The organism is Mycobacterium sp. DL99 (assembly GCF_004762045.1).
Taxonomy (GTDB): Bacteria; Actinomycetota; Actinomycetes; order Mycobacteriales; family Mycobacteriaceae; genus Mycobacterium.
The window spans coordinates 3,124,467-3,148,300 of the sequence record NZ_SJOM01000007.1 but is presented as its reverse complement, the minus strand read 5'-3'; the positions used below and the strand labels follow the sequence as shown (position 1 = coordinate 3,148,300).

At 67.0% G+C, this 23,834-nt stretch carries 18 protein-coding genes; 5 read left to right on the top strand and 13 right to left on the bottom strand.

What is annotated here, in order from left to right; genetic code table 11:
* The first annotated feature begins 11 nt into the window (after positions 1-11).
* From cydB to EYZ64_RS15585, 4 genes are read left to right on the top strand one after another with little or no spacing between them, the layout of a single operon-like run.
* Positions 12-1,061, top strand: coding sequence for a cytochrome d ubiquinol oxidase subunit II (gene cydB / locus EYZ64_RS15600; protein WP_135454526.1), 1,050 nt, complete (start codon positions 12-14; stop codon positions 1,059-1,061).
* Complete coding sequence (gene cydD, locus EYZ64_RS15595; protein ID WP_502703015.1) at positions 1,058-2,665, top strand: thiol reductant ABC exporter subunit CydD; 1,608 nt, start codon at positions 1,058-1,060, stop codon at positions 2,663-2,665. Before cydB ends, cydD begins: the two co-directional genes overlap by 4 nt.
* Positions 2,652-4,184: an ATP-binding cassette domain-containing protein gene (locus tag EYZ64_RS15590; RefSeq protein WP_135454524.1), complete on the top strand. Its 1,533-nt coding sequence runs from the start codon at positions 2,652-2,654 to the stop codon at positions 4,182-4,184. The genes cydD and EYZ64_RS15590 overlap by 14 nt, the downstream gene beginning before the upstream one ends.
* 10 nt (positions 4,185-4,194) lie before the next feature.
* Positions 4,195-4,755 carry a DUF4190 domain-containing protein gene (locus EYZ64_RS15585; protein ID WP_135454522.1) on the top strand — a complete coding sequence of 187 codons (561 nt, stop codon included), beginning with the start codon at positions 4,195-4,197 and terminating at the stop codon, positions 4,753-4,755.
* Between the two features lie 6 nt (positions 4,756-4,761).
* Here the strand turns inward: EYZ64_RS15585 and EYZ64_RS15580 are convergent, their stop codons facing one another.
* From EYZ64_RS15580 to EYZ64_RS15525, 12 genes are all read right to left on the bottom strand, one after another.
* Positions 4,762-5,634 carry an acyl-CoA thioesterase II gene (locus tag EYZ64_RS15580; protein WP_135454520.1) on the bottom strand — a complete coding sequence of 291 codons (873 nt, stop codon included), beginning with the start codon at positions 5,632-5,634 and terminating at the stop codon, positions 4,762-4,764.
* A gap of 50 nt (positions 5,635-5,684) precedes the next feature.
* On the bottom strand, positions 5,685-7,103 hold the full coding sequence (gene pyk / locus EYZ64_RS15575; protein WP_135454518.1) for a pyruvate kinase: 1,419 nt from the start codon (positions 7,101-7,103) through the stop codon (positions 5,685-5,687).
* Positions 7,104-7,130: 27 nt separating this feature from the next.
* Positions 7,131-8,633, bottom strand: a complete 1,503-nt coding sequence (locus EYZ64_RS15570) for a glutamate synthase subunit beta (protein WP_135454515.1) — start codon at positions 8,631-8,633, stop codon at positions 7,131-7,133.
* Complete coding sequence (gltB, locus tag EYZ64_RS15565; protein WP_135454513.1) at positions 8,626-13,194, bottom strand: glutamate synthase large subunit; 4,569 nt, start codon at positions 13,192-13,194, stop codon at positions 8,626-8,628. The genes EYZ64_RS15570 and gltB overlap by 8 nt, the downstream gene beginning before the upstream one ends.
* 85 nt (positions 13,195-13,279) lie before the next feature.
* Entirely contained in the window at positions 13,280-13,693 is a 414-nt protein-coding gene (locus EYZ64_RS15560; protein ID WP_135460033.1) for a DUF2752 domain-containing protein, read from the bottom strand.
* The gene (locus EYZ64_RS15555; protein WP_135454511.1) at positions 13,683-14,081 is read right to left on the bottom strand and encodes a TM2 domain-containing protein; all 399 of its coding nucleotides are present in this window, start codon (positions 14,079-14,081) and stop codon (positions 13,683-13,685) included. The genes EYZ64_RS15560 and EYZ64_RS15555 overlap by 11 nt, the downstream gene beginning before the upstream one ends.
* Before the next feature lie 27 nt (positions 14,082-14,108).
* A complete protein-coding gene (lgt, locus tag EYZ64_RS15550; RefSeq protein ID WP_135454509.1) occupies positions 14,109-16,364 on the bottom strand; it encodes a prolipoprotein diacylglyceryl transferase in 2,256 nt (751 codons plus the stop codon).
* Positions 16,361-17,149 (bottom strand): tryptophan synthase subunit alpha, encoded by a 789-nt coding sequence (trpA, locus tag EYZ64_RS15545; protein ID WP_135454507.1) that lies wholly within the window; start codon positions 17,147-17,149, stop codon positions 16,361-16,363. Before trpA ends, lgt begins: the two co-directional genes overlap by 4 nt.
* On the bottom strand, positions 17,146-18,411 hold the full coding sequence (gene trpB, locus EYZ64_RS15540; RefSeq protein WP_135454504.1) for a tryptophan synthase subunit beta: 1,266 nt from the start codon (positions 18,409-18,411) through the stop codon (positions 17,146-17,148). Before trpB ends, trpA begins: the two co-directional genes overlap by 4 nt.
* Positions 18,412-18,448: 37 nt before the next feature.
* Entirely contained in the window at positions 18,449-19,267 is an 819-nt protein-coding gene (gene trpC, locus EYZ64_RS15535) for an indole-3-glycerol phosphate synthase TrpC (RefSeq protein WP_135454502.1), read from the bottom strand.
* Positions 19,268-19,350: 83 nt separating this feature from the next.
* Complete coding sequence (locus EYZ64_RS15530; protein ID WP_135454500.1) at positions 19,351-19,959, bottom strand: TIGR02234 family membrane protein; 609 nt, start codon at positions 19,957-19,959, stop codon at positions 19,351-19,353.
* Positions 19,956-21,515 (bottom strand): anthranilate synthase component I, encoded by a 1,560-nt coding sequence (locus EYZ64_RS15525; RefSeq protein WP_135454498.1) that lies wholly within the window; start codon positions 21,513-21,515, stop codon positions 19,956-19,958. Before EYZ64_RS15525 ends, EYZ64_RS15530 begins: the two co-directional genes overlap by 4 nt.
* A 72-nt stretch (positions 21,516-21,587) precedes the next feature.
* Here EYZ64_RS15525 and EYZ64_RS15520 point away from each other — a divergent pair, with 72 nt between their 5' ends.
* The gene (locus EYZ64_RS15520; protein WP_167858120.1) at positions 21,588-22,043 is read left to right on the top strand and encodes a peroxiredoxin; all 456 of its coding nucleotides are present in this window, start codon (positions 21,588-21,590) and stop codon (positions 22,041-22,043) included.
* Here EYZ64_RS15520 and EYZ64_RS15515 read toward each other — a convergent pair.
* A complete protein-coding gene (locus tag EYZ64_RS15515; RefSeq protein WP_135454494.1) occupies positions 22,030-23,778 on the bottom strand; it encodes a 2-isopropylmalate synthase in 1,749 nt (582 codons plus the stop codon). The two genes, EYZ64_RS15520 and EYZ64_RS15515, sit on opposite strands and share 14 nt — an antisense overlap.
* Between the last annotated feature and the right edge of the window lie 56 nt (positions 23,779-23,834).

The window sequence follows — 23,834 nt, the reverse complement described above, 5'->3', positions numbered from 1 at the left end:
GGAGCGGATCGATGGGATTACAAGAACTCTGGTTCATCCTGCTGACCGTCTTGTTCCTGGGATTCTTCATCCTCGAGGGATTCGACTTCGGCGTCGGCATGCTGATGTCATTCTTCGGGCGGACCGCCGCGGGCCGGGGCGAAGACCCCGAGCCGTATCGTCGAGCCGCGCTCAACACCATCGGCCCGGTGTGGGATGGCAACGAAGTCTGGTTGATCACCGCGGGCGGGGCGATGTTCGCCGCCTTCCCCGAGATGTACGCCACGATCTTCTCCGGGCTGTACATACCGCTGCTGGCCATCTTGTTCGCCATGATCGTGCGCGTCGTGGCGATCGAATGGCGCGGCAAGATCGATGATCCCGGGTGGCGGCGGTGGGCTGATCTCGCCATCGCGATCGGTTCCTGGGGGCCGGCGATCCTGTGGGGTGTCGCCTTCGCCGGCATCGTGCGCGGCCTCCCGGTCGATGCCGACCACCAGATGCACCTGTCGTTCGGTGACATCATCAACGTCTACACGTTGCTCGGCGGGCTGGCGACCGGTGCCCTGTTCGCGTTCCACGGCGCGGTGTTCATGGCCTTGAAGACCAGCGGCCAGATCCGCACCGACGCCTTCCAGTTCGCCACGCGGCTGGCCATTCCGGCCACCGTCCTGGTTGCCGGATTCGGCATCTGGACCCAACTGGCCCACGGCAAGGGCTGGACCTGGTTCCTGCTCGCCGCCGCCGTGGTCGCACAGTTGGCGGCGGTCGGCCTGGTCTACCGCGGCAGCGGCGAGGGCTGGGCCTTCGTCTGCACCACCATTGTGGTTGCGGCAGTGGTACTTCTGCTGTTCGGTTCGTTGTTCCCGAACCTGGTGCCCTCGTCGTTGAACCCGGACTGGAGCCTGACGATCCACAACGCATCGTCCTCGCCCTACACACTCAAGATCATGACGTGGGCGGGCCTGGTGTTCGCACCGCTCGTCGTGATCTACCAGGCCTGGACCTATTGGGTGTTCAGGCAGCGGATTTCGGCCGATCGGATACCGGCTCCGGTCGGATTGTCGCGGCGGTCGGCCTGAACCTCTGGCGCGCACTCGGCGTCCGCGGCGCCACCGGGTCAACGGCGGCACTGCGGCGCCACCTCCTGGCGACAGTGGCCTGCGGCGTAACCATCAGCGCCAGCACCATAGCCGCAGCCGTCGTGCTGGCACACGTCGTCGCCGGCATCATCACCGAACCGGCCTCGGCGACCCACCACGGTGCAGCCCTCGTCACGCTGGCTGCGCTCTGGGTTCTGCGCGCGGCCGCACACTGGCTCCAAGGCCGACTCTCACAGCGCGGCGCCACTGCGATCATCGGAGAGTTGTCCAGCCAGGTGCTGCGCTCGGTGACCTCCTTGCCGCCAAGGCGATTGGCGACGGACCGCGATGCCGCCGCGGCAGTGGTAACCCGGGGCCTGGACGGGCTGCGCCCCTACTTCACCGGTTATCTGCCCGCGGTGGTGCAGGCCGCGGTCCTGACCCCGGTGGCGGTGGTGGTGATCGCCTGCTACGACCTGCAGGCCGCAGCGATCGTGGTGATCGCGCTCCCCCTGATCCCGGTGTTCATGGTGCTGATCGGTCTGCTCACCGCCGAGCGGTCGGCGGCATCGCTGGCCGCGATGACCACACTGCAGGCCCGTCTGCTCGATCTGGTGGCGGGCATCCCGACACTGCGAGCGGTCGGTCGAGCCGCCGGATCGGTGCAGCGGATCACCGAACTGGCTGCCGCGCATCGCCGCTCGGCGATGGCAACGCTACGGATCGCATTCCTGTCCTCGTTGGTGCTGGAGCTTCTGGCCACCCTGGGCGTGGCGCTGGTGGCGGTCAGTGTCGGCCTGCGGCTGGTCTACGGAGAGATGACCCTGACCGCCGGGTTGACGGTCCTGTTGCTCGCCCCCGAGGTGTTCTGGCCGCTGCGCCGGGTAGGCGCGGCCTTTCATGCCGCGCAAGACGGGAAAACGGCTGCAGAACAGGCTTTTCGGTTATGTGAGAATCAGGCGCCGGCCACGGGTGGCGTCCGGGTACCGAATTCCGCACCGACAATCGAGTTGGACGGTCTGTCCCCAGCTGTCGAACCAGGCCGGGTCACCGTGCTGACGGGACCCAACGGCGCCGGTAAATCCACTGCACTGCAAGCCATTCTCGGATTGACCACACTGCCATCAGGACCGGTGCGGATCGACGGGATAGATGTCGACGACCTGGATCTGACTGCGTGGTGGCACACCATCGCCTGGCTTCCGCACCGCCCGGTTCTCATCCCCGGCACCGTCCGCGAGAACCTGGAGTTGCTGGGACCACTGGACGACCTGGACCGAGCCTGCCGCGACACCGGATTCGACGACGTTCTCGATGATCTTCCCGACGGTCTGGACACCCGGATCGGTCGTACCGGCGTCGGCTTGTCCCTGGGCCAACGACAACGGCTGGGGCTCACCCGTGCCCTCGGATCGTCCGCGCGGGTGCTGCTGCTCGACGAACCCACCGCTCACCTGGACGCCGCGTTGGAGCAGCGGGTGCTCCAGGCCGTCGTCGCGCGAGCCCGGGCGGGCGCCACAGTGGTGGTGGTCGGGCACCGCGATCCGGTACTGGCCATTGGCGATCAGGTGATCACGATTGGTGCCGTACATGTTTCGCCGTGATCCACTGCTGCAGCTGACACTGGAGCTGCTACGGCCCCGGTTGAGCCGGCTGATTCTGGCCAGCGTTCTCGGTGTGTTGTCACTGGGCAGCGCGCTGGCGCTGGCGGGTGTCTCGGCATGGTTGATCACCCGCGCCTGGCAGATGCCCCCGATCCTGGACCTGTCGGTGGCCGTGGTTGCGGTACGTGCGCTGGGCATCTCGCGCGGGGTCCTCGGCTACTGCCAGCGGCTGGCCTCCCACGACACGGCGCTGCGGGCGGCGGCCAATGCCCGTACCGGCCTGTACCGCAAGCTCGCCACAGGACCGGACGACGACGCGACGCGCCTGCCCAGTGGCGAATTGGTGGCCCGGGTCGGCAGCTCCGTCGATGAACTGGCCGACGTGGTGGTGCGCTCGGTGCTGCCGATCGTGGTCGCCGCGGTGCTCGGCTGCGTATCTGTCGGCGTCATCGCACTCATCTCACCAAGCGCCGCAGCGGTATTGGGATTGTGCCTGCTGATCGCCGGAGCGGTGGCCCCGGCGCTGACGGCGCGTGCCGTGGCTGCCGCGGAATCCGTTGCGGTCCGACACCGTAGTGACCGCGACTCCGCGACGATGCTGGCACTGGAGTACGCCCCGGAGTTGCGGGTCAGCGGCCGTCTCGACGAGGTGATCGCCACTGCGGAACGCAGCCATCGTGACTGGGGACAAGCCGCCGACCGCGCTGCGGCCCCTGCGGCGTTCGCCGCCGCCATGCCCAGCATCGCCATCGGCGCCAGCGTCCTGGGTGCCGTCGTCGCAGGCATCGCACTGCCTCCCACGACCGCGCCGACCACCCTGGCCATCCTGATGTTGTTGCCGTTGTCGGCCTTCGAGGCCACCACGGCCCTTCCCGACGCTGCCGTCGGGCTCACCAAGGCCCGCATCGCCGCTCGGCGTCTCCGCGAACTCACCGAGAGCGACCCTGCGGCCCGCCGGCGGCCCGCGGCTCCCCCGGTCAATCTGCCCGCCGCGGGCCGGCTCGCCGTAGTCGGCCCCAGCGGTTCGGGCAAGACCACGCTGCTGATGGCGATGGCCGACAAGCTCAACGGAGAATCTAGGCGTGCAGCATTTTTCGCCGAGGACGCGCATATCTTCGAGACCACGGTGCGGGACAATCTACTGGTGGTCCGCGGGGACGCCACCGATGCTGAACTGATCTCCGCGATCGAGCGTGTCGGCCTCACCGGTTGGCTGTCCGGCCTGCCCGAGGGTTTGTCGACCGTACTCGAAGGCGGCCACACAGCGGTGTCGGCCGGGCAGCGACGCCGGCTGCTGCTGGCCAGGGTGCTGCTGTCAGATTTCTCGGTCGTCCTGCTCGATGAGCCCACCGAGAACCTCGACGCCGCCGACGGCAGGCGAATCCTCACCGAAATCCTCACTCCCGGTGATTGGTTCGCCGCCGAGCGGGCCGTCGTCGTGGCCACCCACCATCTGCCGGACGCACTCGACTGCCCCGTCATCCGTTGCCCACAACCCGGCACCGCCATCGGCGGGTAGCCTCACAGGCATGACCGACGAGCGACCCAACCCGCCCGGGTCTGACGAGCCGCAGCCGACCGGACCTCCCCCGCCACCGGCGTACCCCTACGGACCGGCTCCGGGGACATACCCCGGGGCCTATCCACCGGCCCCGCCACCGTACGGCGGGTACCCGATGCAACCCGTCGTGCCGCGTTCCCCCGCCAACGGTCTGGGCATCGCAGCACTCGTGATCGCGATCTTCGCCCTCCTGTTGACCTGGTCGGTGATCGGCGGGCTGATATTCGGCGCCACCGCACTGATCCTCGGATTCCTCGCCCACGGGCGCTACCGACGCGGCGAGGCCACCAACGGCGGCGTCGCCGTCGCCGGAATCACGCTCGGCGCCATCGCCTGCGTGTTGTCCCTGGTGTTCGTCGCGATCTGGGTGCACTTCGGCGCACGGTGGTTCAATGACGTCGGCGGCCCCGACTACATGCACTGCCTGCAACAGGCCGGCGACGACACCGCGGCCCAGCAGCGGTGCGAGAAGGAGTTCGAGCGCCGGGTCGAGGATTCGTTCGGCGTGACGCCAACCCCTACCCGCTGAGCGGGCTCACGGCTTGGCCGCACCGGGGAAATACTTGACGATGCCTTCTTGCACCACCGTCGCCAACAACTGACCCGACGCGTCGAAAAAGTGTCCCGTGCCCAACCCCCGGGATTCGGCCGCCACCGGCGAAGTGGTGGAGTACAGCACCCACTCGTCGAACTTGATCGGCCGGTGAAACCACACCGAATGGTTCATCGTCACCGCGAAGATCCGGTCGAAACCCCAGGACAACCCGTGCGTGGTGATGATCGAATCGAGCACGGTGGTATCCGAGGAGTACACCAGGGCCGCACCGTGCAGCACCGGATCGTCGGGCATCACGCCCTCGGTTTTGAGCCACACCCGGTTGTGGTCGAGCTTGCCGCCCTTGTCCCGCATCACCCAGGACGGATCGTTGGTGTACCGCCATTCGATCGGGCGCAACGCCTCCACGAACAACGGCACCGTCTTCTCGTAACCACGTAGCAGTTCATCGATCTTGGGCAACGTGTCCGGATGCGGAACCTCGGGCGCGGGCACGCTGTGCTCCAGCCCGCGGCCGGCGTTCATATAGGACAGCATCACGGTGGTCAGCAGGTTGCCGTCCTGCATGACATCCACCCGGCGGTTGGCGAACCGGCGCTCGTCGCGCAGTCGCACGACGTGGAACTCCAGGTCCTTCTCCGGATCGCCACCGGCGATGAAATGCGCATTCAACGCACTCGGCGCCAGCTTGTGCTCCAATGTGCGGCCGCCGGCGACGAACGCCTGCGCGACCATCTGCCCACCGAAAGTACGCACCGGGTTCTTACTCGGATGCGAACCGATGAACAGATCGTCGCCGACGCGGTTGAGATCGAGAACAGCCAGCAGCTCCTCGAAATCCGGGTGTGTCAAGGAATGCCTTTCGAGATCTTTGCAGGCGCTCTTTGGCAGACGACCGCTCGCTAGACGTCGTCCTCCCCGATGCGGTGCACATGGATCAGATTCGTGGAGCCTACTGTGCCGGGCGGAGCGCCCGCGACGATGACCACCAGCTCACCGCGCTTGTAGCGGCCGAGATCAAGCAGCGATTTGTCGACCTGGCGGATCATGTCGTCGGTGTTCGACATCTGCGGCACGATGAACGTCTCGGTGCCCCAGGTCAGCGCCAGCTGGCTGCGCACCTCGGGCAGGGCTGTGAACGCGAGCACCGGCAGCGGGGTGTGTAGCCGGGCCAGGCGGCGCACCGTGTCCCCGGACTGGGTGAAGGCGACCAGGGCCTTGGCGTCCAGCCGCTCGCCGATGTCGCGGGCCGCATACGAGATCACACCGCGCTTGGTGCGCGGAGTGTGGGTCAGCGGCGGCACCTTCACCGAGTTGTCCTCGACCGCCTTGATGATGCGGGCCATCGTCTTGACGGCCTCCAGCGGATACTTGCCGACCGAGGTCTCGCCGGAGAGCATCACGGCGTCGGCACCGTCGAGCACGGCGTTGGCGACGTCTGAGGCCTCGGCCCGGGTGGGCCGGGAACTCTCGATCATCGACTCCAGCATCTGGGTGGCGACGATGACGGGTTTGGCGTTCTCCCTTGCCATCTGGATGGCACGCTTCTGCACGAGCGGCACTTCTTCCAGCGGCAGTTCAACGCCGAGGTCACCGCGCGCCACCATGATGGCGTCGAACGCCAGCACGATGGCCTCGAGGTTCTCAACCGCCTCAGGCTTCTCCAGCTTGGCGATCACCGGGACCCGTCGACCGACGCGGTCCATCACCTCATGGACCAATTCGACGTCGGCGGGTGACCGGACGAACGACAGCGCGACCAGATCCACGCCGAGCCGCAGCGCGAACTCGAGATCTTCGATGTCCTTTTCGGACAGCGCCGGCGCCGTCACGTTCATGCCGGGCAGCGACATGCCCTTGTTGTTGCTGACCGGACCGCCCTCGGTGACCGTGCACACCACGTCGTTGCCGGAGATCTCCTCGACCGTCAGACCGACGTTGCCGTCGTCGACGAGTACCCGATCCCCGGGTCGGGCATCCTCGGCCAACCGCTTGTAGGTGGTCGACACCCGGTCGTGGGTCCCCTCACAGTCATCGATGGTGATCCGCACCGATTCGCCGGTCGCCCAGTAGGTCGGTCCCTCGGCAAAGCGGCCCAGACGGATCTTGGGCCCCTGCAGGTCAGCGAGCACACCCACCGCGTGGCCGGTGGCATCCGATGCCGCCCGTACCCGCTTGTAGGCAGCCTCATGGTCGGTGTAGTCGCCGTGGCTGAAATTCAGCCGGGCGACATCCATACCCGCCTCGACCAGGGCCCGTACGGACTCATCCGTGCTGGTAGCCGGGCCAAGCGTACAAACGATCTTTCCGCGTCTGCTCACGTCACGTCAGCATAGTCGTTAATCGATTCAGATGACGGCCAGAGGCAGTGTGCCGGGCCGCACCGGCGACGGCAGATCCGACTCGCCCATCAGGTAGGCGTCCACCGCATGCGCCGCGCTGCGGCCCTCGGCGATCGCCCACACCACCAGCGAGGCACCCCGGTGCGCGTCGCCGCAGACGAACACCCCGGGGGCGTCGGTCTGCCAGTCCGAACCACAGGACACGGTGCCGCGCCGGGTCAGTTTCAGGTTCAACCCGTCGAGCAAGGCCATGTGTTCGACACCCTCGAACCCGATCGCCAGCAGCGCCAGATCGCACGGAATCTGCAACGAATCGCCCACCGGCGTGATCTCACGCCGGCCCTCGGCATCCCGGGTGACCCGAACCTCGGCGATCTCGATGGCCCGGACATGACCGGTGTCGTCCCCGATGAATCTCTGCACGGCCACCTCGAAGCGGCGTGCGCCGCCTTCGGCATGCGCCGGCGAGGTCCGCAGCACCAATGGCCATGTCGGCCACGGCGAGAGCTCGTCGTCACGGGTCTCGGGCGGCTCGACGTTGTAGTCGAGCTGAGTCACCGAGGCGGCCCCCTGACGGTGCGCGGTACCCAAGCAGTCGGCGCCGGTGTCACCACCACCGATGATCACCACGTGCTTGCCCGCCGCCGAGATCGGTGTAGATGAGTCACCCTCACATTCCCGATTCGCCGGCACCAGATGCTCCATCGCCAGATGAACGCCATCGAGTTCACGACCGGGCACGTCGTTGTCGCGGCCGCGCAGCGCACCGACCGCCAGCACCACCGCCTGATGGCGCTGATGCAACTGCTCGATGGTCAGGTCGACACCGACCTCGCATTCGGTGACGAATCGGGTGCCCTCGGCGCGCATCTGAGCCAGGCGCTGATTGAGCACCGACTTCTCGAGCTTGTACTCGGGGATGCCGTAGCGCAGCAGCCCACCCACCCGGTCGTCGCGTTCGTAGACCGTCACCTCATGACCGGCGCGGGTGAGTTGTTGTGCGGCAGCCAAACCCGCCGGACCGGAGCCGACGACCGCGACGCTCTTGCCGGTCGAGATCGCGGCCGGCTGGGGTTCGACGGTGCCGTTCATCCAGGCATGGTCGGCGATCGTCTGCTCGATCCGTTTGATCGTCACGCTGCCGCCGGTCTGCTCCTCGGAGATCGACAGCACGCAGGCCGCCTCGCATGGCGCCGGGCACAGCCGCCCGGTGAACTCCGGGAAGTTGTTGGTGGCGTGCAGACGATCACTGGCCGCATCCCAACGGCCGCGCCGCACCAGGTCGTTCCATTCCGGGATCAGGTTGCCCAGCGGGCAGCCTGCCTTACCCGAGTGACAGAACGGGATCCCGCAATCCATGCAGCGACGCGCCTGTTGCGACACCTCGCCCGCGCGTTCGTTGGGATCCTCGCGCTCGTACACCTCGCGCCAGTCCCCCACCCGTTCCTCGACGGGCCGCTTGGCGGCCTCGATCTTGGGTACCCGAAGAAATCCGGTCGGATCAGCCACGGCTGGCCTCCATGATCGCACTGTCCACATCGCGACCCTCGGCCTTCGCCATCCGGGTCGCCTGCAGCACACGCTCGTAGTCGGTGGGCATTATTTTGGTGAATTGGGCACTGCGCCTTGGCCAGTCGTCCAGTATCGAGCTGGCCAGCGTGCTTCCGGTGTGACGGGCATGGCGGGACACCACATCATGCAGCCAGGTCAGGTCCTCGGCTTCGAGTCGCTGCAACTCGACCATCTCGGTGTTGACCCTGGCCGGGTCCAGGCCGAGCACGAACGCGATGCCGCCCGACATGCCGGCGGCCATGTTGCGGCCGGTCTTGCCCAGGATCACCACCCGGCCACCCGTCATGTACTCGCACGCGTGGTCGCCCACTCCCTCGACGACCGCCAGCGCCCCGGAATTGCGGGCGCAGAACCGCTCACCGGCCCGGCCTCGCAAAAACACCTCACCCGAGGTGGCGCCGTAGAGCAGGGTGTTGCCCGCGATGACGTTGTCCTCAGGCAGGAACAGCACGTCGTCGGGCGGCCGAACGATCACCCGGCCACCGGAAAGTCCCTTGCCCACATAGTCGTTGGCATCGCCGATGAGGTCCAGGGTGATGCCGGGCGGCAGGAAGGCGCCGACGGACTGCCCGGCCGACCCGGTCAGGGTGACGTGAATGGTGTTGTCGGGCAGGCCGGCCGCGCCGTAGCGGCGGGTGACCTCCGCCCCCAGCAGGGTGCCCACCGTGCGGTTCACGTTGCGGACGGGAAGCTCCAGACGAACCGGGAGGGCATCTTCCAACGCCCCCTCGGCGAGTTGGATCAGGGTCCGGTCGAGGGCCTGGTCGAGTCCGTGGTCCTGCTCGCGCACCCGCCGCCGCTGAGTGAGCACGCCGCCATCGGCGTCGGTCGGCAACGCGAAGATCGGGCTGAGGTCCAGCCCGCGACTCTTCCAGTGCGCCACACCGGGATCTGTGTCGAGCACCTCGGCGTGCCCCACGGCCTCGTCGATGCTGCGGAACCCCAGTTCGGCGAGGTAGCGACGGATGTCCTCGGCGATGAACGTGAAGAAGTTCTCCACGAACTCGGGCTTACCGTTGAACCGTGCACGCAACTCGGGGTTCTGCGTGGCAACACCGACCGGGCAGGTATCCAGGTGACACACCCGCATCATGATGCAGCCCGCCACCACCAGCGGTGCCGTGGCGAAACCGAACTCCTCGGCGCCGAGCAGCGCAGCCACGATCACATCGCGGGCGCTACGCATACCGCCGTCGCACTGCACAGTGATGCGGTCGCGCAAACCGTTGAGCACCAACGTCTGCTGGGTGTCGGCCAAGCCGATCTCCCACGGCGCCCCCGCGTGCTTGAGCGAGGTCAACGGTGCTGCACCGGTGCCGCCGTCGTACCCGGAGATCAACACCACATCGGCGTGCGCCTTGGATACCCCGGCCGCGACCGTACCGACCCCGACGCTGCTGACCAGCTTCACGTGGATCCGGGCGTCGTCGTTGGCGTTCTTCAGATCGTGGATGAGTTGGGCGAGATCCTCGATCGAATAGATGTCATGGTGCGGAGGTGGCGAGATCAGTCCCACACCCGGCGTGGCATGTCGCGTCTTGGCAATGCTGGGGTACACCTTGTAACCCGGAAGCTGGCCGCCCTCACCGGGTTTGGCGCCCTGGGCCATCTTGATCTGGATGTCGGTGGCGTTCACCAGATAGTCGCTGGTGACGCCGAAGCGGCCGGAGGCAACCTGTTTGACGGCGCTGCGCCGGCGCGGATCGTAGAGCCGGTCGACATCCTCTCCGCCTTCGCCGCTGTTGGACCGCCCACCCAGATTGTTCATGGCGATCGCCATGGTCTCGTGGGCCTCCGCCGAGATGGAGCCGTAGCTCATCGCCCCGGTGTTGAACCTGGTCACGATCGAGTCGACCGGCTCGACCTCTTCCAACGGGACCGGGGGCCGCAACCCCTTCTTGAACTCGAAGAGGCCACGCAGCGTCCCCCCTTCCCGGGACAGCCGGTCGACCTCCTCGGAATACCTGGCGAAGATGTCGCGGCGCCCGGTGCGGGTCGAATGCTGCAGCAGGAAGACCACTTCCGGGGTGAACAGGTGCAGCTCGCCCTCCCGGCGGAACGCGTACTCACCGCCGACCTCGAGACGACGGTGCACCCGCTCGGTGGGGTTCTCGGGATAGGCGCGCCGGTGCCGGAGCTTGACCTCCTCGGCCAGCACATCCAGCCCGACGCCGCCGAGCTGGCTGGTGGTACCCGTGAAGTACTCGTCGACGACGTCGCGACTCAGCCCGATCGCCTCGAACACCTGCGCAGCGGTGTAGGACGCGACCGTCGAGATGCCCATCTTGCTCATCACCTTGACCACGCCCTTGCCCAGGGCCTTGACGTAATTGCGCACCGCCTCTGCGGTTTCGATGCCGGTCAGCTCACCTTCGCGGATGAGATCCTCGATCGACTCGAATGCGAGATAGGGGTTGACCGCGGCCGCACCGAACCCGATGAGCATCGCGATGTGATGGACCTCGCGGGCATCGCCACTTTCCACGACGAGCGCCACCTTGGTCCGTTCTTTGGTGCGTACCAAGTGGTGGTGCACCGCCGATACGGCCAGCAGCGACGGAATCGGAGCTCTGGTGTGATCGGAATCCCGATCTGAGATCACGAGTGTGCGAGCACCTTTGGCAATCGCCTCGGTGGCCCTCATCTGGAGGTCATCGAGCGCCTCGGCAAGTCCTTCGCCACCGCGTTCGACGTCATAGAGGGAGCGCAGCACCGTAGTGCGCAGACCCGGATGCTCGCCATCGTCGTTGATACGGACGATCTTGCCCAGCTCATCGTTGTCGAGAACCGGCCGACGCAGCACGATCTGGCGGCACGAGGCGGCCGAGGGCTCCAGCAGGTTCTCCTCGGGCCCCATCACCCGGGCCATCGAGGTGACCACCTCCTCGCGAATGGCGTCCAGCGGAGGGTTGGTCACCTGGGCGAACAGCTCGACGAAGTAGTCATACAGCAGCCGTGAGCGCTTCGACAGCACCGCGACGGGAGTATCGGTCCCCATCGAACCGAGCGGCTCACCGCCCGACGCCGCCATGGGCGTCAGCAGGATGCGCAATTCCTCTTCGGTGTACCCGAAGGCGATCTGCCGCCGGACCACCGACTCGTGATTCGGCTGGAACCGGGGCCGCGCGGGCAATGTGTTGAGATCCAGCAGACCGGCATGCAGCCACTCACCGTACGGTTCGGCCGCGGCCAACTGCTCCTTGATCTCGTCATCGGGAACGATACGTCCGGCGGCCGTGTCGACCAGGAACATCTTGCCGGGCTGCAGGCGGCCCTTGGCCACGATCTGGCCCGACGGCACGTCGAGCACACCACTTTCACTGGCCAAGATGACCCGGTCATCGACCGTGCGCCACCAGCGGCCCGGCCGTAAACCGTTGCGGTCCAACACCGCTCCGACCATGGTGCCGTCGGTGAAGGTGACGCAGGCCGGCCCGTCCCACGGCTCCATGAGAGAGGCGTGGAACTTCCAGAACGCACGCTCCGCGGCATCCATGGTGGTGGCGTTCTCCCACGCCTCCGGGATCATCATCAGCACTGCGTGCGGCAGACTGCGCCCGCCCAGATGCAAAAGCTCGAGCACCTCGTCGAAGGACGCCGAGTCCGAAGCGCCCGGCGTGCAGATCGGGGACAACCGGCCCAGGTCACCGGGAATCCGGGCGCTGGCGAGAAGCGCCTCACGCGCGTGCATGCGGTTGCGGTTGCCGCGCACGGTGTTGATCTCGCCGTTGTGGGCGACGAACCGAAACGGATGTGCCAGCGGCCAGGACGGGAAGGTATTCGTGGAGAAGCGGCTGTGCACGATCGCGATCGCACTCTTGCAGCGCTCGTCGCGCAGATCCGGAAAGTACTGCGGCAGCTGCATTGTCGTCAGCATGCCCTTGTACACGATGGTCCGGCTGGACAGCGACGCGAAGTACACCGCGTCAGCACCGGTGCCCTGCTCGGCCCGCTTGCGCAGCGGGTAGACCTTGCGGTCGAGCTCGATTCCGCCCACCCGGACGCCCTCGACCCCCGGTGTCGCGACGAACAGCTGCGCCATGTGAGGCATACACCCCAGCGCAGTCGAGCCGATCCCGGCCCCGTCCGGATCCACCGGCACCGCGCGCCAGCCCAGCACCTCAAGGCCTTCCTCGGCGGCCAACGCCTCGATGCGGGCGCGAGCGGCACTGCGCGCGTCCTCATCCTGCGGCAGGAAACAGATGCCGGCGGCGAAGGCGTTGCTGCCGTCGTCGGCCGGCCCGGGAAGGGCGAAGTCGACCACCTCACGCAGCAGTTCGACCGGCAGTTGCAGCAGGATGCCGGCACCGTCACCACTGTTGGGTTCGGCCCCGGCAGCGCCGCGATGTTCGAGGTGTTCGAGCGCGGTCAGACCGTCAGTGACGATGCCGTGTGAACGGCGGCCGCGAATATCGGTGATCATGGCGACGCCGCAGGAATCGGCCTCATTGGCAGGGTCATACAGCCCCTGCGCATCTGGCAATGCCGAGAACAGCACTTGATCGCACCTCCGCGAGTCCGGAACATCCTGGTCCCGGGACTGCACCGGCCCGAATTTTCAGTGTATCAGCGCAGGTGGGCCACTACTGAGCGGTCACGGTCGGGACCAGCGGGAAGCCCGGCAGGTTCCGCATCACCGTCCAGACCACCAGTGCCGCCACGATCGTCACCACCGCCGGCAGCGGGAACAGCGTCTTGCCCAGCCGCCACCGCACCAGCAGCCACACAACCAGCGCGGGAAGGCCGACCAGGGCGAATACGTTGTCGACGACAGCTGCGCCCACGTCACCGTGCAGCAGGTCGTGAGTCATCCGCAGGCCGCCGCAGGCCGGGCAGTTCCACCCGGTCAGAGCCTTGAACGGGCAGCCCGGGAACAAGAACCCCGGCCGGTGCGGATCGGCGACACCGATGTAGGCGAGGGCCCCGGCCCCGAGTACTCCCCCGGCCAGCAGCGAATACCGCCAAGCCTTCGTGCTGGTAGGCCCGCTAGGTTCCATCGCGCAGCGGACGTCCATACGGGTCGCGGACCTTGTCGGTGAGGATCAGGACGGCATCGACGATCCCCCAGATGATGGCGCCGACGGTGCAGGTGGCCAAGCCCACGATCAACTGAGCGATACCCAGGCCGGTCTGACCGAGGTAGATACGCCCCATCCCTACGAAGCCGAACAGCCCGACCAACTGCAGCAGACCGGCGATCACCTTGGACTTGTCCGAGAACGGCTCGCCGGTGATCGGATGACGACCGAACGGCGCGCTCGGATCCCCGTACGGCGACGGATACTGCGGGTAGCCGGGGGGTGGCGGCGGAAACCCCGCAGGCGGCGTAAAGCCGGCCGGCTGCGGGCCGTTCAGCGGGTCTGGGGACTGCGACGGACCAGTCATACAGACAGGATGCCAGAGCGCGGGTGGTTACCGGTTACGCCGGAACCAGCGCCGCACCCGGCCGCCTTGCGGGGCCGGCTCGGACTGCTCGGAAACAGCCGGTGTTTCGGTCTCGGTGTCGCCTGCCGCCTCGTCATCGTCAGCCTCGTCATCGTCAGCCTCGTCGGCGTCAGACTCAGTGTCATCCTCGGATTCGGACTCGACCTCAGCCTCGTCTGCCGCGGATTCAGCGGCCACATCATCGGTTTCGGGCTCGACGTCGACCTGCTCAGCAGGCTCGGCCTCCTCGTCGGCATCCGCCGCCTTGTCGCTCTCTTCGGCTTCGGCTTCGGCTTCGGGTTCGGCTTGATTCTCGCCTACCGCGGCCTCATCCGGCTCGGGCTCATCGGCGGTCGAGGACTCAACAGCTTCGTCACCGCCGTCGGCGTCGTCCGCCGTTTCAGCCTCGACCGGGGCCTCAACCTCGTCTAGGGCCTCTTCCGTGACGTCGGCCTCAGCTTCAACACCTTCGGGCTCATCGGCGGATTCCTCAGCGGCGACCTCGTCGGCAGCTTCCTCGGAATCTGCGGCAGCCTCGCCTTCGGCGTCCTCGGACTCGTCGCCGGTAGCCGACTCGGACTCCTCGACCACTTCTGCTTCGGCTTCCTCGTCGGCCTCGATTTCGGCCTCGGCCTCGGAGTCATCCGCTTCCAGTGCTTCAGCCTCGACTGCTTCACCGGCCTCCACCGACTCGACAGACTCGGCATCGTCACCACTGTCTGCCTCGTCCGCCGTTTCAGCCTCGATCGACTCGTCGTCGGATTCGGTCTCCGCCTCGGGCTCAGCCTCTTCTACGGCCTCTTCAGTGACGTCAGCTTCGGCTTCAGCATCCTCGGGCTCCTCGCCCACTTCTGCTTCAGCTTCCTCGTCGGCCTCGGCCTCGGCGTCATCCGCTACCAGTGCTTCAGCCTCGACTGCTTCACCGGCCTCCACCGACTCGACAGACTCAGCTTCCTCATCGGCGTCGGATTCAGTCTCCGCCTCGGGCTCAGCCTCCTCTACGGCCTCTTCAGTGACGTCAGCTTCGGCTTCGGCATCCTCGGGCTCCTCGCCCGTTTCTGCTTCAGCTTCCTCGTCGGCCTCCGCCGACTCGACAGACTCAGCGTCCTCAGCCTCACCGGCTTCCTCGGATTCGGCTTCGGCCTCGCCTTCGGTTTCCTCGGACTCGTCGTCCGGCTCGGTAGCGATCGCCTTCAGTTCGATTGCCGCGGCAGCTTCGGCTCCGTCGTCCTCGCTGGCGCCGACCTCGTCGGGATGCATGTGGTCGGCATCCTCGTCGTCGTCTTGTCCGGCCACCGCGGCGGCCGCAACAACACCGGAGGTCGCCGCTGCGGCGACAAGCTCCTTGCCGAGCTCATCGGCCGTCGACTCGTCCTCGTCGCTCTTGCCCGCCAAGGTCGCCGGGTCTTCTCGGCCCTTGCTCGCCAGCATGATGTAGACGACGGCGCCGATGAACACGAAGGTCGAGGTAAACGTGTTGACGCGAATACCGGCGAACTCGGTTGCCGGATCAGAGCGCATCAATTCGACCAGGAATCGGCCCGCACAGTAGCCGGCCACATAGAGCGCGAACAGCCGGCCGTGGCCGAGTTTGAACTTGCGGTCGGCCCAGATCAGCAGCGCGAAAATCAATAGGTTCCACAGCAACTCGTACAGGAATGTGGGATGTACGACCCGCTCCACCTCGCCGGTGGACACTCCGTTGAGATAGTCCGCCTCGCCGAGGGAATTCACCCGCTTGTAGATCTCCAGGCCCCACGGCAGCGTGGTATCGCCGCCGTACAGCTCCTGGTTGAAATAGTTTCCGAGCCGGCCGATGGCCTGGGCCAGGATGATCCCGGGCGCGATCGCGTCGCCGAAGGCCGGCAGCGGTATCCCGTGCGAACGGCACCCGATCCAGGCTCCGACACCACCCAGTGCGACGGCGCCCCAGATTCCCAGGCCGCCCTGCCACACCTGGAATGCGGCACCGAGCCCCTTGCCGGTGGGTCCGAAATACGTGGTCCAGTCCGTCATGACGTGGTACAGCCGACCACCGACGAGACCGAAAGGCACTGCCCACAAGGCGATGTCATAGATGACGCCGGCTTGCCCGCCCCGCGCCTGCCAACGCCGGTCGCCGATCATCAGCGCGGCGATGATGCCCACGATGATGCAGAGCGCGTAAGCGCGGATCGGCACCGGCCCCAGATGCCAGACGCCCTGTGACGGGCTGGGCAAATACGCGAGCACGGTAGTGGTCAAGCTGAAATCCTCTGCCTAACGCCGTTGGCCAGTTCTTCGGTGAGGCGCCGCAATGAATCCAGCCCCTCCTGCAGGGCCGACACCAATGCCGACCCGACGATGACGCCGTCGGCGTAGGCGCCGATCTCGGCGGCCTGAGCTCCCGAGCGCACGCCCAACCCCACCCCGACGGGAATGTCGGACACTTCCTTCACGCGACGCACCAACTCCGGCGCCGCGTTCGAGACGACATCACGCGCCCCGGTGACGCCCATCGTCGACGCGGCGTAGACAAAGCCGCGCGAGGCGTTCACCGTGGCCGCGAGCCGCTCCGGCGTCGAGGACGGGGCGACCAGGAAGATCCGGTCCAGATTGTGTTCCTCAGATGCGGCGATCCAGTCGACGGCTTCTTCGGGGATCAGGTCAGGGGTGATCAGACCGTAGCCACCAGCGGAAGCCAGGTCGCGGGCAAACGTGTCAACGCCCTTGCGCAGCACCGGATTCCAGTAGGTCATCACCACGGCGCGGCCGCCGGCGTTGCTGATCGCCTCGACTGCCGCCAGGGTGTCGCGCACCCGTACACCGCCCGCCAGTGCGGCCTCGGTGGCGGCGGCGATCGTCGGTCCGTCCATCCCGGGGTCCGAGTAGGGCACGCCGACTTCCACCAGATCGCAACCGGATTCGACCATCGCCGTCATCGCGGCGATGGATGCCTGCACATCGGGGAACCCGGTCGGCAGATAGCCGATGAGTGCGGCGCGACCCTCGGCGCGGCAGCCGTCGAACAACTCCGCCAGCCGGCTCATCCCGCGCTCCCCTCATCGAGCAGTCCGAACCACTTGGCCGCCGTCTCGACGTCCTTGTCACCGCGCCCGGACAAGTTCACCACGATGATCGCTCCGCTGCCCAGTTCAGGTCCGAGCTTGAGCGCACCGGCAACCGCGTGTGCCGATTCGATCGCCGGGATGATGCCCTCCTGGCGGCACAGCAGCGAGAACGCGTCCATCGCTTCGGTGTCGGTGACCGGCCGGTACTCGGCACGACCGCTGTCTTTGAGGAAGGCATGCTCTGGCCCGACACCCGGGTAGTCCAAACCGGCCGAGATGCTATGCGATTCGATCGTCTGACCGTCCTCGTCCTGCAGCAGGTAGGAGAACGATCCCTGGAATGCACCTGGCGAACCACCGGTGAACGTCGCAGCGTGCCGACCGGTTTCCACCCCGTCGCCCGCGGCTTCGAAACCGATCAGGCGCACCGCCGGGTCGTCGATGAAGGCGTGGAAGATCCCGATGGCGTTCGAGCCGCCACCGACGCACGCGGTCACCGCGTCGGGGAGGCGGCCGGCCTGGTCGAGGATCTGCGCCCGGGCCTCCAACCCGATGACCCGCTGGAAATCACGCACCATCAGCGGGAACGGATGCGGGCCCGCCGCCGTCCCGAAGCAGTAATAAGTGTTGTCGGCGTTGGTGACCCAGTCCCGGAACGCCTCGTTGATCGCGTCCTTGAGGGTTTTGGATCCGGCCTCGACCGACACCACGGTGGCGCCGAGGAGGCGCATCCGCGCGACGTTGAGGGCCTGGCGGGCGGTATCCACCGCGCCCATGTACACGACACATTCCAGACCGAGCAGCGCACACGCGGTGGCGGTGGCCACGCCGTGCTGGCCGGCCCCGGTCTCGGCGATGACGCGCGTCTTGCCCATCTGGCGCGCCAGCAGCGCCTGCCCCAGAACGTTGTTGATCTTGTGAGAACCGGTGTGGTTCAGGTCTTCTCGTTTGAGGAAGATGCGTGCGCCACCGGCATGCTCGGCCAGCCGGGTGGCCTCGTACAGCGGCGACGGCCGACCGCTGTAGTGCCGCTGCAACCGGTCGAGTTCGTCGAGGAAGGCTTGGTCACCACGGGCCTTCTCATAGGCCGCGGTGACCTCTTCGATCACCGCCATCAGTGCCTCGGGAACCAACCGGCCCCCGTACGAGCCGAAATGCCCCAGTACGTCAGGATCGTGAACGGTGGGTTCGGCAACGCCTGCGCTGGTACGGGGCAATTCGGGCCCCGCGAGATCCGCCATCAAAGTGTCTTTTCGTGCAAGCGGCTCATTGCCTGGTTCAGCGAGCCGGTTTCGGGCAGGACGGGTGCGTACCGGCGGTGACCAGATCGGCGACCGCGCTGCGGGGATCCCCGCTGGTCACCAAGCCCTCACCGACCAGCACGGCATCGGCACCCGCGCCGGCGTACGCCAGCAGGTCAGCGGTTCCGCGAATGCCGGACTCCGCGACACGGATGACATTGCTGGGCAACCCCGGCGCGATCCGGGCGAAGCAGTCGCGGTCGACTTCCAGCGTCTTGAGGTCGCGGGCGTTGACACCGATCAGCTTGGCCCCGGCCTGCAACGCCCGGTCGGCCTCTTCTTCGGTGTGCACCTCCACGAGTGCCGTCATCCCGAGCGATTCCGTGCGCTCCAACAGCGATTCCAGAACCGGCTGCTCGAGAGCCGCCACGATCAGCAGCAACAGGTCGGCGCCATGCGCCCGAGCCTCATGGATCTGGTACGGCTTGACAATAAAGTCCTTGCGCAGCACCGGGATTGACACCGCAGCACGCACCGCGTCCAGGTCGGCGAGTGAGCCGTTGAACCTGCGCTGCTCGGTGAGCACGCTGATAATCCGCGCACCGCCGGCCTCGTAAGCCTGCGCCAACTGCGCCGGGTCGGCGATGTTGGCCAACTCGCCCCGGGACGGGCTCGCACGCTTCACCTCGGCGATCACGGCAATTCCCGGTTCCCGCAACGCAGCCATCACGTTGAGCGGCGGAGGTGCATCCTGGGCCCGCGCCTTGATATCAGCCAGGCTGATAACGGCTTCGCGGGCGGCTACGTCGGCGCGGACTCCCTCGATAATGGAGTCGAGCACTGTGGCCGAACTCATCGCCCGTCGGTTCCTTTCTGGTGCCTCCGGGCCGGTCCCGGTTGCCCTCCCTCGAAGGGTAGCCGTCGCCACACCTTCACCATTCACCGGCCCTTATTGTCTGGATCGCCGCCGTCGCCGGTCGGATCCTGTCCTTCGTCCAGGGCATCCCAGAGCATCCGCTCGGACATCGGCTCACCACTGTCGTCGCTCTTGACCGCCTCACGCCGCGCTGCCGGCGCCGCGTACCGCCCTGCAATGCCGCGCTTCGTACGGTTGGCCGAGCGCATGAGCATCACCGCACCGACCAGCGCACACACCGCGGCGACCAGGGTCAGGACGGCGCCCCCATAGGAACGGCTGGTCGCGGTCAACTGCGCGAGCGGCACTTCTGCCAGGTCAGCGGCCCGCACAGCGACATCCTTGATCACCCACAGGCTGATCGCCAGGTAGCCCATGCCCGCACTGGCCACTGCGATCAGCAATGCCAGCAACCGCAGTGCCCAGCCGTGGACCGCCAGCGCGGCCACTGCGGCGGCCAGCACCAGCAACGCCAGCGGGATCAATGCGGTGGACCAGGACGCACCCGTCAGCGTCGTGGTTTTGGGCTGGCCCAGCCCGTCCGCCGAATTCACCTGGACCCAGGTCATCCGCGATGCCACCCACAGCGCCACCGCGGAGACGACGAACAGCGCCTGCGCCGCCCGCGTCACGGCTCGGCCAATGTGTCGGCGGCCGCGATGGCGTTGAGCACGGCTTTCGCCTTGTTTGCCGACTCGTTGTACTCGTAGAGACCGTTGGAATCGGCCACGACTCCCCCGCCGGCCTGCACATAAGCGGTGCCGTTGCGCATCAGAGCGGTACGGATGGCGATCGCGAAGTCGGCGTTGCCCGCGAAATCGAGATACCCCAGCACCCCGCCGTACAGGCCCCGTCGGGTCTTCTCGACCTCCTCGATCAACTCCATGGCCCGCACCTTGGGCGCCCCCGACAGCGTGCCGGCCGGGAAGCATGCCGTCACGGCGTCCAGCGCGGTCTTCCCCTCGGCCAGCTCGCCCGTCACCGTGGACACCAGGTGCATGACATGGCTGTAGCGCTCGATGTGGCTGTAGTCCTCGACCCGCACCGTGCCCGGGCGGCACACCCGCCCCAGATCGTTGCGGCCCAGATCGACCAGCATCAGGTGCTCGGCGCGCTCCTTCTCGTCGGCCAGCAGTTCCTTTTCCAGCAGCACGTCTTCTTCCTCGCTGCTGCCGCGCCACCGGGTTCCGGCGATCGGGTGGGTGGTGGCCCTGCCGTCCTTCACCGTGACCAGCGCCTCGGGGCTGGAGCCGACGACCGAGAAGTCCAGCCCGCCATCGGCATCGGGGACATTGAGCAGGTACATGTACGGACTGGGATTGGTCACCCGCAACATCCGGTACACGTCGATCGGGTCCGCGGCGGTATCCATCTCGAACCGCTGCGAGGGCACCACCTGGAAGGCTTCGCCGGCCTCGATGTCGCCGACCAGTTTCTCCACGATCGCGGTGTATTCCTCCACCGTGCGCTGCGCGCGGTGCTCGGGCACCGGCCGGCTGAACGTGGCGACCGTCGACGGCAGCGGCTGACCCAGGGCGGCGGTCATCACATCCAGCCGAGCCACCGCGTCGTCGTAGGCCTCGTCGACGCGCTCGTCCGTACCGTTCCAGTTCACCGCGTTGGCGATCAGGGTGATGGTGCCCTCGTGATGGTCGACGGCGGCGATGTCAGTGGCCAGCAGCAGCACCATGTCCGGCAGGCCGAGATCGTCGACCGCCAACTCCGGGAGCCGTTCCAGCCGGCGCACCATGTCGTAGGCGAAGTACCCCACCAACCCCGACGACAGCGGCGGCAGGTCCGGCATCGCCTCGGTCTGCAGCAGTTCCAGGGTGGCCCGCAATGCGGCCAACGGCTCACCGCCGCTGGGCGCATCCTTGGGGGCAGTCCCGAGCCACACCGCCTCGTTGCCGCGAACCGTCAGCGCCGACGGAGCGCCGGCACCGATGAACGACCAACGCGACCAGGAGCGACCGTTCTCGGCCGATTCCAGCAGGAACGTGCCCGGACGGTTGGCGGCGAGCTTGCGGTACGCCGACAACGGCGTCTCGCTATCGGCCAGCACCTTGCGGGTCACCGGGACGACCCGGTGCTCGGCGGCCAGCGCCCGGAAATCCTCGCGTGATGTGGTGACCGCAAGCGATGAGCCGGCGCCCGAGGATCCCGGCACGTGGGTGGCTGTGGTTTGCACGGGAACAATTCTCCCAGATCGGCGCCACGGTCCCGGCATGCAGACGGCGTAGCGTAGCCAGCCATGACACAGATCAGGACGGGTGACTCCGTTCCCGAGTTCGAACTGCCGGATCAGACCGGCACGATTCGCAGCCTGACGACCTTGCTCGCCGACGGCCCAGTGGTGCTGTTCTTCTATCCGGCGGCGATGACTCCGGGATGCACCAAGGAGGCCTGTCACTTCCGGGATCTGGCAGCGGAGTTCGCCTCTGCCGGGGCGACCCGGGTCGGTATCAGTACCGACCCGGTCGCCAAGCAGGCGAAGTTCGCCGACATCCAGAACTTCGACTACCCGTTGCTGTCGGACGCCGACGGCAAGGTGGCCGCCCAATTCGGGGTCAAACGGGGCCTGCTCGGCAAGCTCATGCCGGTCAAGCGGACCACATTCGTCATCGACACCGATCGCTCCGTGCTCGGGGTGATCTCCAGCGAGATCAGCATGGACACCCATGCCGACAAGGCGCTGGAGCTGCTCAAGGCGCGTTGACCGCCCGCAGCACCGCCGCCATCGACGCGGCCAGCACCGAATCGCTGCGACCGCACGCCCAGCCGGTACGACCGGCTGACCGGTACTCGAGGTAGCTGACGGCGGTACTGCCGATCGACTGCTGGGTCAGGCTCAGCACCTCGATTCGATGGCCGATCTCCTCGAGCGCGGCCCGCAGCGCGTCCACGGGGCCGATGCCGCGATGGCTGCTGGCCACGGTGCGCCCGTCGAACACCAACGTGAGGTCCGTGACCGCTGCGGCGCCGTCCCCACCGGTGTGCCAGTCCTTGAGCTGCACCGGCCCTGCCGGGTCGAGGTACGTGGCCTCGAACAGGTCGAACAGTTCGGCGGCGGTGACCTCGGCACCGCTTTCATCGGTGTGGGCCTGGACGTGGCGGGCGAAGTCGATCTGCAGCCGGCGCGGCAACTCCAACCCGTAGTCGGTGGTCAGCAGGTAGGCGATGCCGCCCTTGCCGGACTGCGAGTTCACCCGGATCACCGCATCGTAGGTGCGGCCGATGTCGGCCGGGTCGATCGGCAGATATGGGACACGCCAATCGATTTCGTTCTCGGGTTGTCCGGTTGCCGCGGCGCGCCGGCGATGTTCGGCGAAGCCCTTCTTGATCGCATCCTGGTGTGTTCCGGAGAACGCCGTGTGCACCATGTCCCCGACGTAGGGGTGACGCTCGTGAATCGGCATGCGCGTGCAGTGACTGACAGTGCGCGCGATCTCGTCGATGTCGGAGAAGTCGATCATCGGATCCACGCCCTGGGCATGCAGATTCAGCGCCAAGGTGGCGATGTCGACATTGCCGGTGCGTTCACCGTTGCCGAACACGCACCCCTCCACCCGCTGCGCACCGGCCAGCACCGCGAGCTCAGCGCAGGCGATGCCGGTTCCCCGGTCGTTGTGGGGATGCACTGACAGGATGACGCTGTTGCGACGAGACACATTGCGGTGCATGTACTCGATCTGGTCGGCGTATACGTTCGGGGTGGCGATCTCGACGGTGGCCGGCAGGTTCAGGATGACTGGGCGATCCGGGGTGGCCTGCCACAGCTCGGTCACCGCGTCGCACAGCTCCAGAACGAAATCCGGCTCGGTGAGGTTGAACACCTCCGGGGAGAATTCGAACCGGACGTTGGGCATGCCTTCGGTGAATTCGAGGACGTCACGGGCACCGGCCAGGATCAGGTCCCGCAGTTCGGTGCGGTCCTTGCCCAGCACCACGTCGCGCCAGGTGGGTGCGGTCGCGGTGTACATGTGGATCACGACGTCGTTGCCGATGCCGCGGACCGAGTCCACGGTCCGCTCGATGAGATCGCGGCGTGCCGGCACGAACACCACAATGGTGACGTCCGGCGGGGCGATGTCGGACTCCGCCAGCAGCCGGACGAAATCGAAGTCGGTCTGCGACGCCGATGGATAGCCGACCTCGATCTCCTTGTAGCCCATGGCCACCAGCAGCTCGAAGAAACGGCGCTTGCGGGCCGGGTCCATCGGCTCGGCCAGCGCCTGGTTGCCGTCGCGCAGGTCCACCGGCACCCACAGCGGCGCGGCGTGGATCCGTGCCGTGGGCCAATCTCGTTGAACCAGAGGGACTTCGACGCGGTCGTAGACGGAAGCGTAGCGGTGCGACGGCATCTGGGAGTGGCGCTGCCGGTTCCAGTCCGGTGCGTTCGCGGGGACGTCTCCGGCTGGGGTTTCGATGGTGGGAAATGCAGAAGTGGTCATGAGGGCGCTTTCGGTCGGGTTTGAGTTTCGACCGGCGCAACACAGCCCCACGGCAG

Excerpts from the sequence above, each read along its gene's own strand:
- trpB (WP_135454504.1), bottom strand. The coding sequence starts at position 18,411 with ATGGCGGATCTCGCGGGGCCCGAATTGCCCCGTACCAGCGCAGGCGTT.
- EYZ64_RS15555 (WP_135454511.1), bottom strand. The coding sequence starts at position 14,081 with ATGACTGGTCCGTCGCAGTCCCCAGACCCGCTGAACGGCCCGCAGCCG.
- trpC (WP_135454502.1), bottom strand. The coding sequence starts at position 19,267 with ATGAGTTCGGCCACAGTGCTCGACTCCATTATCGAGGGAGTCCGCGCC.
- trpA (WP_135454507.1), bottom strand. The coding sequence starts at position 17,149 with ATGAGCCGGCTGGCGGAGTTGTTCGACGGCTGCCGCGCCGAGGGTCGC.
- EYZ64_RS15560 (WP_135460033.1), bottom strand. The coding sequence starts at position 13,693 with ATGGAACCTAGCGGGCCTACCAGCACGAAGGCTTGGCGGTATTCGCTG.
- EYZ64_RS15515 (WP_135454494.1), bottom strand. The coding sequence starts at position 23,778 with ATGACCACTTCTGCATTTCCCACCATCGAAACCCCAGCCGGAGACGTC.
- cydB (WP_135454526.1), top strand. The coding sequence starts at position 12 with ATGGGATTACAAGAACTCTGGTTCATCCTGCTGACCGTCTTGTTCCTG.
- EYZ64_RS15590 (WP_135454524.1), top strand. The coding sequence starts at position 2,652 with ATGTTTCGCCGTGATCCACTGCTGCAGCTGACACTGGAGCTGCTACGG.
- EYZ64_RS15585 (WP_135454522.1), top strand. The coding sequence starts at position 4,195 with ATGACCGACGAGCGACCCAACCCGCCCGGGTCTGACGAGCCGCAGCCG.